At 72.6% G+C, this 15,213-nt stretch carries 12 protein-coding genes; all 12 read left to right on the top strand.

The window, feature by feature from the left end; translation table 11 throughout:
* The first annotated feature begins 150 nt into the window (after window positions 1–150).
* Window positions 151–1,632, top strand: a complete 1,482-nt coding sequence (locus SPRI_RS07790) for an NCS2 family permease (protein ID WP_053556801.1) — start codon at window positions 151–153, stop codon at window positions 1,630–1,632.
* 36 nt (window positions 1,633–1,668) lie between these two features.
* On the top strand, window positions 1,669–2,820 hold the full coding sequence (locus SPRI_RS07785; protein WP_053556800.1) for an XdhC family protein: 1,152 nt from the start codon (window positions 1,669–1,671) through the stop codon (window positions 2,818–2,820).
* 118 nt (window positions 2,821–2,938) lie between these two features.
* On the top strand, window positions 2,939–3,334 hold the full coding sequence (locus SPRI_RS07780) for a TOBE domain-containing protein (RefSeq protein WP_053556799.1): 396 nt from the start codon (window positions 2,939–2,941) through the stop codon (window positions 3,332–3,334).
* A gap of 64 nt (window positions 3,335–3,398) precedes the next feature.
* Window positions 3,399–4,208: a molybdate ABC transporter substrate-binding protein gene (gene modA / locus SPRI_RS07775; RefSeq protein WP_005310150.1), complete on the top strand. Its 810-nt coding sequence runs from the start codon at window positions 3,399–3,401 to the stop codon at window positions 4,206–4,208.
* Window positions 4,209–4,258: 50 nt separating this feature from the next.
* Window positions 4,259–6,262 (top strand): ABC transporter permease, encoded by a 2,004-nt coding sequence (locus SPRI_RS07770; protein WP_078951224.1) that lies wholly within the window; start codon window positions 4,259–4,261, stop codon window positions 6,260–6,262.
* Window positions 6,263–6,381: 119 nt separating this feature from the next.
* Window positions 6,382–7,008, top strand: a complete 627-nt coding sequence (locus SPRI_RS07765) for an RNA polymerase sigma factor (RefSeq protein ID WP_053556797.1) — start codon at window positions 6,382–6,384, stop codon at window positions 7,006–7,008.
* Complete coding sequence (locus tag SPRI_RS07760) at window positions 7,005–7,775, top strand: hypothetical protein (protein WP_159039471.1); 771 nt, start codon at window positions 7,005–7,007, stop codon at window positions 7,773–7,775. Before SPRI_RS07765 ends, SPRI_RS07760 begins: the two co-directional genes overlap by 4 nt.
* An 85-nt stretch (window positions 7,776–7,860) precedes the next feature.
* Complete coding sequence (locus tag SPRI_RS07755) at window positions 7,861–8,136, top strand: hypothetical protein (RefSeq protein WP_037773404.1); 276 nt, start codon at window positions 7,861–7,863, stop codon at window positions 8,134–8,136.
* 183 nt (window positions 8,137–8,319) lie between these two features.
* The gene (locus tag SPRI_RS07750) at window positions 8,320–8,781 is read left to right on the top strand and encodes a hypothetical protein (RefSeq protein ID WP_037773402.1); all 462 of its coding nucleotides are present in this window, start codon (window positions 8,320–8,322) and stop codon (window positions 8,779–8,781) included.
* A gap of 112 nt (window positions 8,782–8,893) precedes the next feature.
* Window positions 8,894–11,071 (top strand): FG-GAP repeat domain-containing protein, encoded by a 2,178-nt coding sequence (locus SPRI_RS07745; protein ID WP_005310142.1) that lies wholly within the window; start codon window positions 8,894–8,896, stop codon window positions 11,069–11,071.
* A 94-nt stretch (window positions 11,072–11,165) separates the two neighbouring features.
* Entirely contained in the window at window positions 11,166–13,412 is a 2,247-nt protein-coding gene (locus SPRI_RS38460; RefSeq protein ID WP_053556795.1) for an FG-GAP-like repeat-containing protein, read from the top strand.
* Window positions 13,413–13,597: 185 nt separating this feature from the next.
* On the top strand, window positions 13,598–15,160 hold the full coding sequence (locus tag SPRI_RS07735) for a pyridoxal phosphate-dependent aminotransferase (protein ID WP_053556794.1): 1,563 nt from the start codon (window positions 13,598–13,600) through the stop codon (window positions 15,158–15,160).
* The last annotated feature ends 53 nt before the right edge of the window (window positions 15,161–15,213 follow it).

Below are 15,213 nucleotides of genomic sequence, written 5' to 3'. Positions count from 1 at the left end.
CACCGCTCGCGGCCGCAGCAGCACCGCAGTACCCCGAAGAGCGAGTTCGTCTCGGGCCGTCCCCCGGGTCGTGCAGCCAAGCACCATCCCAAATCCCGCCATCACCAGTCTCCACGGCGGGTGCCCCTGTGAACCTTGGGAGTAGGCACCATGACCCAGCAGTCCACCGAGCCCAGGACCACGGCGGAGGACGCCGGCGCGGGTACGCGCCAGCCCGCCGGACGCTCCTGGCTCGACCGGTATTTCCACATCACCAAGAGAGGCTCCACCGTCGGCCGTGAGGTGCGTGGCGGCATCACCACCTTCATGGCGATGGCGTACATCATCCTGCTCAACCCGGTGATCCTCTCGGTGCCCGACGCGGCCGGCAACAGGCTCGACGGTGATCAGCTGACCACCGCGACCGCCTTCGCCGCCGCGGCGACCACCATCGTGATGGGCCTCATCGGCAATGTGCCGCTCGCCCTGGCCGCGGGACTCAGCGTCTCCGCCGTCATGGCCTTCCAGGTCGCGCCCGAGATGACCTGGGAAAACGCGATGGGCATGTGCGTCATCTACGGCGCCGTGATCGTCCTGCTCGTGGTCACCGGTCTCCGTGAACTGATCATGAACGCGATCCCGCTGGCGCTGAAGCACGCCATCACCATGGGGATCGGCCTGTTCGTCTGTCTCATCGGCCTGGTCCAGGCCGGGTTCGTTACCTCCATGCCCGGCGACGGAGGCATCGCCGGCGCCAAGCCGATCCAGCTCGGCACCAGCGACATGCTGACCGGCTGGCCGGTGCTCTGCTTCGCCGTCACCGTCCTGCTGATCTTCATGCTCCAGGTCCGCAAGGTCCCCGGCGCCATCCTCATCGGCATCATCGGCGGCACGCTGTTCGCCGCCGCCGTCCACCAGTTCGCCGGCCTCGACAAGGCCGACTGGGGCGGCCTCAACGCTCCCGAGATCACCGGTTCCATCGTCTCCAGCCCCGACTTCGGGCTGTTCGGCGCCGTCTCCTTCGACGGTATGGGCAGCGTCGGCGGCATCACCGTCGGCGTCATCGTCTTCACCCTGGTGCTGGCCGGCTTCTTCGACGCCATGGGAACGATCATCGGCATCGGCCAGCAGGCGGGTCTCGCCGACGACAAGGGCAAGATGCCGGGCCTCAACCGGGCCCTCGCCATCGACGGCGCGGGCGGCGCGATCGGCGGTGTCGCGGGCGCCTCCGGCCAGACCGTCTTCGTCGAGTCCACCGCCGGCGTCGGCGACGGCGCGCGCACCGGACTCGCCAGTGTCGTCACAGGTCTCGCGTTCACGCTGTGCCTGTTCTTCACGCCGCTCGCCCAGGTCATCCCGACCCAGGTCGCGGCCGCCGCGCTCGTCGTCATCGGCTCGATGATGATGACCAACGCCAAGCACATCGACTGGAACGACTCCGCGACCTCGATCCCCGTCTTCCTGACCACGGTGCTGATGCCGTTCACGTACTCCATCACCGCGGGCATCGCGGCCGGAGTCATCGCCCATGTGCTGATCAAGGCCGTCCAGGGCCGGGCACGCGAGGTGGGCTGGCTGATGTGGGTCCTGGCCGTCGTCTTCCTCGCCTACTTCGCGCTGCACCCCATCGAGGGCTGGCTCGGGGTCAAGTAACCGCCCGTCACCGCAGAACACCCGAAGGAGACCGACATGCTGGACATCGCCGAAGAGCTGCACCGGTGGGTCGAGCAGGGCCGCGGTTTCGCCGTCGCCACCGTCGTGGCCGTCGGCGGCAGCGCGCCCAGGCAGCCGGGCGCCGCGCTCGCCGTCGACAGCGAGGGCACGGCGATCGGCTCGGTCTCCGGAGGGTGCGTGGAGGGCGCCGTGTACGAGCTGTGCCGGCGGGCCCTCGAGGACGGCGAAAGCGTCCTCGAGCGGTTCGGCTACAGCGACGAGGACGCCTTCGCGGTCGGCCTGACCTGCGGCGGCGTCATCGACATCCTCGTCACTCCGGTCCCCGCGGACGCGCCCGCCAGGCGGGTGTTCGCGGCCGCGCTGGCCACCGCCGCCCGTGGGGAGGCGGCGGCGGTCGCGCGGATCACGGACGGACCCGCCGGCCTCGCGGGCCGCGCCCTGCTGGTACGGCCCGACGGCACGTACGACGGGACCCTCGGCGGCCATCGCGAACTCGACCGCACGGCGGCCCGCGAGGCCGGGGCCATGCTGGACGCGGGCCGCACCGGAACCGTCGTCATCGGTGAGGACGGCTCCCGGTGCGGCCGGCCGCTCACGCTGCTCGTCGAGTCGAGCGTCCCCGCACCGAGGATGATCGTCTTCGGCGCCATCGACTTCGCCGCAGCCCTGGTGCGCGTCGGCAAGTTCCTCGGCTACCACGTCACCGTCTGCGACGCGCGGCCCGTCTTCGCGACCGCGAGCCGCTTCAAGGAGGCGGACGAGGTCGTCGTCGAGTGGCCGCACCGCTACCTGGAGTCGACCGAGGTCGACGGCCGTACGGTGCTGTGCGTCCTGACCCACGACGCCAAGTTCGACGTGCCCCTGCTCGAGCTCGCCCTGCGGCTGCCGGTCGCCTACGTGGGCGCCATGGGCTCCCGCCGCACCCACGAGGACCGCAACAGGCGGCTGCGCGACGTCGGCCTCTCGGACCTCGAACTCGCCCGGCTGCGCTCACCGATCGGCCTGGACCTCGGCGCCCGTACGCCGGAGGAGACCGCGCTGTCCATCGGCGCGGAGATCGTGGCGAACCGCCGCGGCGGCACCGGTGTGTCCCTGACCGGCGCGCACACCCCCATCCACCACGACGGCCCCGACGCGCCCACCGGGCGGATCGGTTCGGTGGCGTAGGGCGGCTCGCGGGACGCCCACGCCGAACTCGTGGCATCGTCCGGCACGGTCGCATCTGCCAGCGAGGAATGGCAGAACAGGCTGTACCTGCAAGCTCTGAGCGCCTATCGTGGCGCATATGCAGTCCTACACCATCGGTCAGGCCGCGCGGCTGCTCGGCGTCAGCGCCGACACGGCGCGGCGATGGGCCGACGCCGGACGGGTCGCGACCCATCGCGACGACAGCGGGCGGCGCCTCATCGACGGCCGGGACCTGGCCGCGTTCTCCGTCGAGGTCGCCCAGGGCGGCGTCGGCGACGAGGAGACCTCCTACACCTCGGCACGCAACGCGTTCCCCGGCATCGTCACCGCCGTCAAGCTCGGCGATGTCGCGGCACAGGTCGAGATCCAGGCCGGGCCCCACCGTCTGGTGTCCCTGCTGACCCGCGAAGCCGTCGAGGAACTCGGGCTCGAGGTCGGCATGCAGGCAACCGCCCGGGTGAAGTCCACGAACGTGCACATCGACCGCGCGTGAACCGGCCCGCCCGAGGCGGAACCGTCCGGGGCGCGCCGCACGCAGCACAGAGGAGTCCCGTCCCGTGTTCCCCACCCCCGGCGGACGCCGCCGCTCACCCGCTCCCGGGCGGCGCCGCGCCGCGGCCGCGGTCCTGACGGCCGCCCTGCTCGCCCCGCTCGCCGCCTGCGGCACCGGGAGCGGCGGCACTGCTTCCGGCGAACCGTCCGGGGCCCGCCTGACCGTGCTCGCCGCGTCCTCGCTCACCGACGTCTTCGAGACGGCGGGCGACGCCTACGAGAAGTCGCACCCCGGGACCGAGATCGCCTTCTCCTTCGCCGGCTCGCAGGAACTCGCCGCGCAGGTCAGGCAGGGGGCTCCCGCCGACGCCCTGGTCACCGCCGACAGCCGGACCATGGACGGCCTCGCCGGAGAGACCGGCTCCCCGGTCGTCATCGCGAAGAACCGGCTCGTCATCGCCACCGGCAAGGGCAATCCCCACAAGATCGGTTCGCTCGAGGACCTCGCCGCAACCGGGCTCAGGGTCGTGCTCGCCGCGCCCGGGGTCCCCGTCGGCCGCTACAGCAGGCAGCTCCTCCGGGCCGAGCACGTGGAGGTGCGGCCGGTGTCCGAGGAGCCGAACGTCCGGGCCGTGCTCAGCAAGGTCGAGATGGGCGAGGCCGACGCCGGCATCGTCTACCGCACGGACGCCGCAGTCGCCGCGGACAGGGTCGACGCCGTCGACATCCCCGACAGCCGCAACGCCGTCGCCTCCTATCCGGCCGCGACGCTGAAGTCGTCGGAGCACGCCGACGCGGCCGAGGCGTTCGTGACCTGGCTGACCGGCCCCGAGGCGCGGAAGATCCTCCGGGACGCGGGCTTCCAGCAGCCGTAGCCGCCCGCCCCGCAGCCGCCCTCTCTCCGCCCGAGCCCCCAGGACGCACCATGAAGCGCCTACGCGACACGCCTCCGCCCCGCAGCCCCCGCAGGCCGGAGCGGTCCGGCGGGGGACCCGGCGTCCGGACGCCGGTGGTCCTGGCCGTGCCCGCGCTGCTCGCCGTCGCGTTCCTCCTGCTGCCCCTGGCCGGCATCCTCGGCCGGACCGCCTGGAGCGACGTCGGCGGCCATTTGACCAGGTCCGGCGTCACCGAGGCGCTGCGGCTTTCGCTCGTCGTCTCCTTCTGGGCGCTCGGACTGTCCCTGCTGCTCGGCGTGCCGCTCGCCTGGGTGCTGGCACGGACCGACTTCCCGGGCAAGACGCTCGTACGCTCCCTCGTCCTGCTGCCCATGGTGCTGCCGCCCACCGTCGGGGGAGTGGCGCTGCTGCTCGCCTTCGGCCGGCGCGGACTGCTGGGCCCGTGGCTGGAGGACACCTTCGGCGTCACCCTGCCGTTCCACACCTCCGGCGCCGTCCTCGCCGCGACCTTCGTGGCCATGCCGTTCCTCGTCATCAGCCTCGAGGGCGCCCTGGGCGGTCTGCGTCCGGGCTACGAGGAGACCGCCGCCTCGCTCGGCGCCTCGCCGCTGCGGGTCTTCCTCACCGTCACGCTGCCGATGGTCGCCCCCGGGCTCGTCGCCGGAGCGGCACTGACCTGGGCGCGCGCGCTCGGCGAATTCGGTGCGACGATCACCTTCGCCGGGAACCTGCCGGGCACGACGCAGACGCTGCCCCTTCAGGTGTATCTGCTGCTCCAGGAAGAACCGGACGCGGCCACCTCGCTGTCGCTCCTGCTGCTGGTCATCGCCCTGGCGGTGCTGATCGCCCTGCGCGGCCGCTGGACGGGCGGGGCCCCGCCCGCCGCGGCCCGCCGCGCGCCCGTCGCCGTCGACGGGCCGGACGAACCCGGCCCGGTCCCCCCGCCGGCCCCGCCGGCCCCGCCGGTCCCACGCGCCGGGACGCCGGCGGCGGACGGGCGCTGGCCGCTGCACGCGGAGGTCACCGGCTTCGACGAGCTCACGCTCGACGCCGCGCCGGGCACCACCATCGCCGTCGTCGGTCCCAACGGAGCCGGCAAGACGACCCTCTTGCGTGCCCTCCTCGGACTGACCCCCCGGGCCCACGCCGCCCTGCGGCTCGGTGACTCCGACGTGTCCGCCCTGCCGCCCCACCGTCGCGGTGTGGCCTGGGTCCCCCAGGACGGCGCACTCTTCCCGCACCTGAGCGCCCTCGGCAACACCGCGTACGGGCTGCGCGCCCGGGGCGTCCCCCGTACGGAGGCCCGCCGCAGCGCGCAGGAATGGCTCGAAAGGCTCGGCGTGGGCCACCTCGCCGCCCGCAGGCCCTCCCAGCTCTCCGGCGGCCAGGCCCAGCGCGTCGCCCTCGCCCGGGCCCTGGCCGCCCGGCCACGGCTGTTGCTGCTGGACGAACCGCTCGCCGCCCTCGACCAGACGACCCGGGCCCACGTGCGCCACACCCTGCGCGGCCATCTCGACAGCTTCGGCGGCGTGTGCCTGATCGTCACTCACGACCCGGTGGAGGCCGTGTCGCTGGCCCACCGGGTACTCGTCCTCGACGACGGCCGCGCCGTCCAGGACGCGCCGCCCGCCGAGGTCACCCGCCATCCGCGTTCCCCGTGGGTCGCACGGATGCTCGGCCGCAACGCCTGGCCCGGCACGGCGGTGGCGGGCGGCATCGAACTGGGCGGCGGTGGACGGCTCGTGGTGGCCGACCCGCTGACCCCGGGCGCGGAGGTTCTCGCGATCATCGCCCCGGAGGCGGTGTCCGTGCACCGCGAACGCCCCGGCGGCAGCCCCCGTAACGTCTGGCCCGGCACCGTACGCGAGATCACCACCGTGGGCAGCCGGCTGCGCGTCCTCGTCACCTCGCCGCACGCGCCGGACCTGGTGGCCGAGATCACCCCCCAGGCGGCGGCCGAACTGGGCCTCGCCGAAGGGGAGTCGGTGTGGACCGGCGTCAAGGCCACCGAGGTCACCGTGGTCGGCCTGTAGCTCCGTGCGGGTGTGACCGCGCGGTCGGTGAACTGTGACGTTTCCGTGGGCGGCGACGCTGACCACTACGGGGGACATGGGTACGGGTGCGCCGTGCCGGCGGGAATGAAGAGGGCCGAGTGGGCAAGGGGCGGGGCAGCCGGCGTGCGGAGACGCACGACAAGGAGCTCGGCGACGCGGTGGCACGGGCACAACAGGGTGACGAGGCCGCCTTCTCCACGGCCTATCGGATCGTCCACCCCTCGCTGCTCGGATATCTGCGCGGCCTGGTGGGCGACGACGCCGAGGACGTCGCGTCCGACGCCTGGCTCGAAGTAGCCCGTGACCTCGGGCGCTTCCGCGGCGACGGCGCCGGCTTCAGGGCCTGGACGGCGACCATCGCCCGCCACCGCGCCATGGACCACCTGCGCCGGATCAGGAGCCGCCCGCGCGGGACGGCCCTCGAGAGCGAGCTCACCGGACTCCCCTCCCCGCGGGACACGGCGGCAGAGGCATTCGAGACCGTCTCGACCCGGCAGGCCCTTGCCCTCATTGCCCAACTGCCCCGTCAGCAGGCGGAGGCGGTGCTCCTCCAGACCGTCATCGGACTCGACGGACCGGCCGCCGCGCGTGTGCTGGGCAAGCGCCCGGGAGCCGTGCGCTCCGCGACCCACCGGGGGCTGAGACGGCTGGAAAGGTACCTGGCGTCGCTGCCGCGCGGCGGTGTGACAGATTCGGACTCCTCTTCGCTGGGAGATTCGAGATGACCGAAAACCGATCCGGAGATGCCGTGGGCCCCGGCGCGTCGCCGCCGCACGCCTCACCGCAGCCGCAGTTGCATCCGACGTCGCAACCGCCGTCCCTCGACGAGCTGCTTGCCGCCGCGACGCGCCCAGCACCCGTCGCACCCGATGCCGAGGCGAAGGCCCTGTCCGCGTTCCGCGCGGCTCGCGACGAGGGGGCCCTCGAACTGCCCACCAGGCCGGAGGACGACTGGCGGCCCGCGAAGAAGCGGACCCGTGCCCCCTGGGCCAAGGCCGGGCTCGGCACCCTCGTCGCCGGTGTGATGTTCGGCGGCGTGGCGATGGCGGCGGGCGGGATTCCGACCCCGTTCGACGGGCCGCCGCCCGAGAAGCCGGCTCCGGCGCCCAGCGCGTCCCCGTCCGTGCCGGACGGCGGGAGCGCGGGCACGACGTCGCCCGCCACAGGCTCCGCCGGACACCCGGACACCGACCCCGCCACCGGACGCCCGCCCACGGCCGGGGACCGGGCCGCCCACTGCCGCGCGTACGCGGCGGCCGGGAAGAGCGAGGGCAAGGGCAAGGCGATGGACAGTGCCGTGCGCGAGCGCCTCGAAGCCGCGGCGGGCGGCCCGGACGCGGTCGAGGCGTACTGCGCCCCGCTGCTGACGGCCCGACCGGCAGCCACGTCGGACGGCGGGCACCCTTCGAAGCCCGGCAGGGACCCCGACGCACCGCCCGCCGACCCAGGCAAGGGCGGCCGGGACAACGGACGCTTCCCGTCGCACCAGTAGGACGCCGCAGGGGTGATGCGACGTCGGCACTCCGGTGCGGCCCACGGGCGGGAGCCCGCAGCGGACCTAGGGTGCCGCTGTGGGAATGGAGTCGGACGACGATCTGGACACGCTGAGCCGCGACGAACTCGCGGCGGAAGTACGGAAGCTGCGCGCCGGCATCCGAAGACACCGGGACACCTCGGGTCATGACCTGTGCTGGCACCACCCGCAGTTGTGGGGGCTGCTGCCGGAGCGCGTGGAGCCCGAGGTGGCCGTGCCGCCGTGGCCGAAGTTCATGCGCGGATGTGTCCGCTACAGGGAGTCCCTGCAGGCGCAACTGCCCGACGCGCCGGTCGACGACCGGGAGTACCGCGAGTAGGGCAGGGTGGCCGGACCTGCCGGGCACTCCGGTGCGACCGGCCGATCAGACGCTTCACACCCGGCGATGGTTGTACGCGGACCGCCGGATTCGCTGTGAGAACGGCCACCCGCGCCATCCGTGATGATCCTGCCCGCGTTTCCGCTGGGAACGGCGAGACCATCGTTGTGGAAGGCGGGTGTCGTGGAACAGCGGGCAGCAGAACTGCCGGACGCCGAGGGCATGCGGAGCTACACCGCCCGGTTCGTCACGGACATGAGCGAGCGCAGCAGACTGCCGCTCGACTACACCGTCGCGAGCCTGAGACTCGTCGATCTCGTCGTCGACGGACTCAGACGCAACAGACCCGTCCGTGCCGGGGTGGACCGCTTCCTTCACGGGCTCGGCGCCTACACCGGCGAGGTGATGGTCAGACGTGCCGGTGCGCGCTGGGTCGACCTCGACGCCGGACAACGGGAGATGTTCGGTCAGCCGGTCGGGGTGCGGATGCCGGACGGGCGGGTGTGGAATCCGCTCGGCAAGGTCGTCAAGCGGTTCGAGCACGGCCCCGGTGAGTCGATCGAGCGGTTCTATCTGCTGCTGCACGGGCGGCAACCGCCGGGCTCACGCCGGGGAGCGGCGCAGCGGGCAGCATGCGGCCGATGACCTGAGCCGGGTGTCAGTTCGGGCGACGAGTACAACCACTTGGCCCGACCGGGAGTCAACCGGGTGGCGCGCACCGGCGTGCGCACCACCCGGCCCGCTCCAGGAGGACCCCTTGTATTCCGTACGCACGCATCGACGCCGCATCGCCGGCTGTGCCGCCACCGTCCTCGCCGTCACCCTCGGCGCGGGCTCCCTGACCGTCCCCGCCGCCACCGCCGCGCCTTCACCGGCGGCGAGCACCGAGGACGGCATCGTCGAGGTGCCGACGCACTCCACGATCGTGACCGGGGGCGCGGCCGGCTTCATCAGCACGAACGACTACCGTCGCGACTCCCGGGTCTGGATCCGGTACGAGGACGGGGTGCGCACCACGCTCGGGAGCCATATGGCGGAGAACCACCTCGCCGGGGACACGGTCCTGGAGTGCGGCACCTCGGACGCCACCGTGCGCAACCTGGCGACGGACACCGCCTTCACCGTTGCCAAGAACGGTCAGTGCGTGGGCCTCGCGGGCGGGGCGGCCTTCACCGAGCTGCGGTCCGGCGGCTCGAGCACGCTGCGGATGCACACCAGGGCCGAGGGCTCCCGCGAGGTCACCGGTCTCCCGGCCGGCGCCACGGACATGCAGGTGAAGCACGGCAACGCCGTGCACGGCCTTCTGCAGTACCTGGCCGACGGGGTCCTGCACCGTGCCGTGATCGACCTCGCCACCGCCACGGTCACGGAGGACCGCGCGGCACCGCTGGCCGACAGGTGGACGTTCGAGGTGGCCCTCTCCGCGACCCGGAGCGCCTGGACCGAGACCGACCCGACGTCCCGCAAGGCGTACCTGGTCGTGCACACCCTCGGCAGCGACGAGAAGGAGACCTTCCCCGTCGCCACCTCGCGCCCGCAGGTGGAGTTCCTCGGCGACTGGCTCGTCCACGCCACCTCGTACGGCGCCGACACTCTCGCCCCGTCGCCGGATCACGCGCTGAACTTCCGCAACCTGAAGACCGGTGCCACGGCCACACTGCTCGACCACGTCAAGGACGTCGTCGCCACCACCGATGGCGACCTGCTGGTCAGCGGAGGGAAACTCGGCACGGGCGACGGCGTCTTCCGCGTATCGCTCGGCCAGGACGGCACGCCGACCGCGGACTTCATCGCGGCCAGCGGCTACCCCGCCGGACTCGCGGAGGTGCACGAATCGCAACTGCCGCCGACGGCCGTCGACTTCGACAAGACCCGCAGGGTGCCCTTCACCCAGTACTTCAACCACCAGGGCGTGAAGTTCACCGAGACGATCCGCCACGTCCGGACCGGCAAGACCTTCCGTTACACGCAGGACGGCTTCTTCGAGGCCGGGGACGAGGGGTACTACCCCCACGGTTTCTGGATGGGGCTGGACTGGTACGGGCAGCTCGACGCAGCGAACCCCGCCGATCCGAAGGCGACCGTCGCCGCCTACAACGGCGCGTACACCTGGGAGACCACGGCGGAGTCGGGCGCGGGATTCGGCCCGGCGATCAAGCGGTCGGGCACCTTCACCGTCACCCGGGCGCCGAAGCAGCACGACTTCGACGACAACGGCTCCCCGGACCTGCTGGCCCGGGACGCCTCCGGTGTCCTGTCGACGCCCGACGCCGGAAAGATCGGCGGCGGCTGGCAGATCTACAACCGGATCGAGGCCGCCGGCGACATCGCCGGCTCCACCCACGCCGACATCGTCGCCCGCGACGCGTCCGGCGTCCTGTGGCTCTACCAGGGCAACGGAGTCGGCGGCTTCGCCGGACGCGTCAAGGTCGGCGGTGGCTGGCAGATCTACGACAAGCTGACCGGCGGCAGCGACTTCACCGGCGACGGGCGCCCCGACCTCCTCGCCGCCGACAGGTCCGGCGTCCTCTACCTCTACAGGGCCACGGGCAACGTGTCGGCGCCCTTCGCCGCCCGCAAGAGGATCGGCTCCGGCTGGGGCGTCTACAACCAGCTGACCGCCACCGGCAACATCGCCGGAGCGGGAGCCGGGGACCTCGTCGCCCGCGACAAGGACGGTGTCCTGTGGCTCTACCTCGGCAAGGGCGACGGAACCTTCACCGGCCGCACCCGGGTGACCGCCGGCTGGGGCCGCTACGGCGAGCTGATCGGATCCGGGGACTACGACAACGACGGGAAGAACGACCTGCTGGCCCATGAACCGGCCACCAGGACGGTCTACCACTTCCCCGGCACGGGCCTGCGGGCCACGCCCTTCGCGGGGCGCAAGGCCACCACCGACTTCAAGGGCGGCTCGTACAACCACTTCGGCTGATCAAAAGTCTGACCGGGCGTGGCACCGCCGTGCCCGGTCTTCCTGGGGGTTCACCTTGCAGAAGCGTTCTTCAGGACGCCGTCACGCCGCCGCCGTGACCGCCGTCCTCGCCGTCACCGCCGGGACGCTCACGGCCGGCCCCGCCGCCCTGGCCGTGCCCGCCGCGGGCCCCGCTGCCGTGGCCCCGGCCGCCGTGGCGGCCGACCCGGTCCCTTTCCCGTCGAACGCCAAGATCGCGGGCGCCGGTGCCACGGGCTTCCTCACGCGCTCCACCGACGAGTCGCGGGAGCTGCGCTGGACCCCGTACGCGGGCGGCGCGCCGACCGTGGTCACCCCGCCGGCCGGCGGCGCCGTGGCCGCCACGGGCACCGACGTACTCGTCCTCGGCGACGCGAACGCGCCCGCGTACTTCCGGTCCGTCACGCTCAGGAACATGGCCGATCCGGCGTCCCCGGGCGTCTCCATGGACCTCGGCTCGATCTCCGCGACGTACGTGGCGGCCGTGAGCCCGACGAGCGTCCTCGCCCAGGTGACCGCGGAGGACGGGACGAAGCAGTTGCACCTCGTCTCGAAGGAGGCCGGGGAACTCGCCGGCCGGAAGGTGACCGGACTCCCCGCCGACGCGGGCGACTTCTTCACCTCGGCGCCCGTCCGGGACGGCGAGGCGTTCGTCGGCTACGGGCAGGGGCCGGCCGGTGCGCGGACCGGCGGCCGGGCCGTGATCGACCTGGCCGCCGGGAAGGCGGTCGAGTCGTACGCGTCCGGCGAATCCGGCTACCTCGTCCACACGCTGGCGTTCTCGGACTCGCACGTGGTCTGGTCCGAGCACGACAGCGACGGCTGGACCGTCGTCTCCGTCGACCGCGGGACCCGAGCCGAGCGGCGGTTCCCCCTGGGCAGGGCGGAGGAGCTGTACATCGGCCTCACGGGCAGCCGGCTGGTGTACGCCACCCGGTCCGCCCTCACCGACAGCGCCCCGAGCCTCCACCAGACCGTGCGGGCCACGTCCCTGACGGGCGACGACACCGTCGACCTCGTCGCCTACACCTACGCGCCCCCGCAGCCCGCGGCGGACGGCAGTCTGCTGGTCGGCGGCGGCCGGGTCGAGGACGGCGAGGGACTCTTCCGGATCTCCACGGGCCAGCACGGGGTTCCCGTCGTCACGCAGGTCGCCAGTTCGTACCGGCCGACGGCGATCGCCTACCTCGGCAGTGAGCTGCCGGTCCTGAACTTCGACAGGAGCCAGGAGTACCTGCTGAAGTGGCGGCTCTCCCGGCTCAACGCCGACGTGACCGTCACGCTCACCCACCGGGCGACCCGGCAGAGCTTCACCCGTGAGGTGAAGCTGAACCCGGACTCCCCGTACGTACTGGACGCGCACACCTTCGGCATCCCCTGGCAGGGCATCCTCGACGACACGACCTCGACCGGGCGGTCCGCCTACAACGGACCGTACGACTGGTCGATCCGCGTCGTCCCGCAGAACGGGATCGGTCCCGAGCTGCGGCAGACGGGCGGGACGGAGGTCTACCGCCAGACCAAGCCGCACGACTTCAACTACAACGGTTCGCCGGACCTCCTCTCCCGGGACACCTCCGGCCGGCTGTGGCGGACGGACACCGTCTTCGACAAGGCCGGGAACCGGCTCGCCCTCCCGGACGGGGCGCGGAGCGAGGTCGGTGCGGGCTGGGGTGTGTACAACACCCTCGAGAACATCGGCACGGCCGGCAGCTGGGACGAGGCTCCCGGCATCGTCGCCCGGGACACGTCCGGTGTGCTCTGGCTCTACCCGGGCCTCAACAGCCCGACGGTGCCGTTCTCCCGGCGGCAGCAGGTAGGCGGGGGCTGGCAGGTGTACGACAAGCTCGCGGGCAGCGACCTCACCGGGGACCACGACGCCGACCTGGTCGCCGCCGACAGGTCCGGCACGCTGTGGTTCTACGAGGGGACCGGCATCTACAAGTCCCTGTTCAAGACGCGCAAGAAGATCGGCGGGGGCTGGCAGATCTACAACCGGATCACTGCCGTCGGCAACATCGCGGGCGGCCCCGGCGGAGACCTCGTCGCCCGCGACAAGGACGGTGTCCTGTGGCTCTACCTCGGCAAGGGCGACGGAACCTTCACCGCGCGCACCCGCATCGGCGGCGGCTGGAACGCCTACTCGGAGCTCGTCGGCATCGGCGACGGCAACCGTGACGGCAAGCCCGACCTGTACGCCTACGGACCGAACGGCACCGCCTACTTCTACGCCGGTACCGGAAGCCGGACGGCGCCCTTCGCGGGCCGCACCCCCACCAAGGTCCTGGTGAACGACGGAGCCCGCTACGACCACGTGCTCTGACGCGACGCACGTCCTCGTCGTGACGGGGGAACGGGCCCAGGGAGCCGCCGCCGGCGACGGGCGAACACCGGCCGTCGAACCACCGCCGGCGCCACGGGGCCGTTGAACGGCGCGTGACCTCCGCCCGTACCTTCTGGCGGCCCGTGTGGATCCGCACGGGCCGCCAAAAGGCAGGGAGGCACGTCTTGGCCGGCAGCAACGGCAGCAATGTCACCGCGCTCTTCCGCGCGTCCACCGCGCACAGCCCGTCCTACTTCACGCTGAACCGGGCGGGCGGCGGCGCGGCCGGCGAGATCGTGGACTTCTGCATCCCCTGCAACCCGTACTTCCCGACCCCCGCCATGTTCGACGAACTCGGCAGCAGGCTCAGGGAGATACTCACCTACTACCCGAGCGGCACCGAGACGATCACCGCGGAGCTCTGCCGACTGCTCGGCCTCAATCCCCAGACCGTCGCCATGGGCAACGGCTCCACCGAACTCATCACCTGGATCGACCATCTCCTCGTCCGTGAGTCGCTGGCGGTCCCCGTCCCCACCTTCGGCCGCTGGACGGACCAGCCGATGGAGACCGGCAAGCGGGTGGACATGCTGCTGCTGCCCGAGGCGCGCGGCTTCGCCCTCGACCCGGCCTCCTTCGTGCAGTTCGTACGGAGCAGAGGCTCCCGCGTCGCCGTGATCTGCAACCCCAACAACCCCGACGGCGGCCTGCTCCCCAAACCGCAGGTGCTGTCCCTCCTCGACCAGCTCCAGGACCTGGACCTGGTCGTCGTCGACGAGTCGTTCCTCGAATTCGCCGACGCCGGGCAGGAGACCAGCGTCGCGGCCGAGGCCGTGCTGCGGACGAACGTCATCGTGCTGCGCAGCCTCGGCAAGAACTTCGGCCTCCACGGGGTGCGTTTCGGCTATCTCGTCGCCAACCCGGGCCTTGCCGGGAAGGTCCGCGCCGCACTGCCGAAGTGGAACATCAACTCCTTCGCGGAGACCGTGGTGTTCATGCTGGGGCAGCACCGCCAGGAGTACGCGGAGAGCCTCGCGCAGGTGGGCCGCGACCGGCAGGACATGGTCTGGCGGCTCTCCCGGCTGCCCGGTCTCACGGTCTATCCCTCCCAGGGCAACTTCGTGTACGTGAGGCTCCCGGAAGGCGCCGACGGCGTGATCCTGCGCGACCGGCTGCTCGCGGAGCACGGCGTCCTGGTGCGGGAATGCAGCAACAAGATCGGCAGCTCCAGCCGGTTCGTCCGGCTGGTGGTGCGTCCCGAGCCGGACGTGGCGCGGCTGGTCTCCGCGATGGAACTGGTGCTGTACGGCGAGCACATCAGGGCCGCGCCCGCACCGCCGCCCGCGCCGGAGCCGCCGCAGCCGATGCTCGCGCGGATACCGGCGCGGTCCGAGCCGCTGCCCCGGGCCGACGCACCGGCACAACCGGCGCAGGCCCAGCAGCCGCTCGCCGCGCACCTGCTGACCCACGGTCAGGCCCAGCAGTCCGCCCTGGTCCCGATGCCGGCCGAGGAGCGGGCCGCCGCACCCATGCTGGCGCAGGTGCCCGCCCCGGCCGGTCCCGGACCTCAGCCGCTGCCGCCGCTCGCCCTCACCCGGACCCCGTCCGCCCAGCAGCCGACGGCCACCCGGGGCCAGGCGCCCGCTCCGGCCGCCGGACCCGGTGCGGCGGCCGCCGCTGTGTCCGCGCTCTCCGCGGGCTACACCTCGGGCACGGCGGCGGTGGACCGTCTGATCGCCCAGGCGTGAACGCGGTCGGCGTAGCGGGTGCGGCGCGGGCCCGCGTCCTTGGCCGGGGGCAC

Origin of the sequence: Streptomyces pristinaespiralis, assembly GCF_001278075.1 — a bacterium.
Taxonomy (GTDB): domain Bacteria; phylum Actinomycetota; class Actinomycetes; order Streptomycetales; family Streptomycetaceae; genus Streptomyces; species Streptomyces pristinaespiralis.
The sequence above is the reverse complement of the archived record's forward strand: the minus strand, read 5'-3'. Positions and strand labels throughout refer to the sequence as shown.

Coding starts and splice junctions, on each gene's coding strand:
- SPRI_RS07770 (WP_078951224.1), top strand. CDS start 4,259: ATGAAGCGCCTACGCGACACGCCTCCGCCCCGCAGCCCCCGCAGGCCG.
- SPRI_RS07790 (WP_053556801.1), top strand. CDS start 151: ATGACCCAGCAGTCCACCGAGCCCAGGACCACGGCGGAGGACGCCGGC.
- SPRI_RS07780 (WP_053556799.1), top strand. CDS start 2,939: ATGCAGTCCTACACCATCGGTCAGGCCGCGCGGCTGCTCGGCGTCAGC.
- SPRI_RS07760 (WP_159039471.1), top strand. CDS start 7,005: ATGACCGAAAACCGATCCGGAGATGCCGTGGGCCCCGGCGCGTCGCCG.
- SPRI_RS07785 (WP_053556800.1), top strand. CDS start 1,669: ATGCTGGACATCGCCGAAGAGCTGCACCGGTGGGTCGAGCAGGGCCGC.
- SPRI_RS07755 (WP_037773404.1), top strand. CDS start 7,861: ATGGAGTCGGACGACGATCTGGACACGCTGAGCCGCGACGAACTCGCG.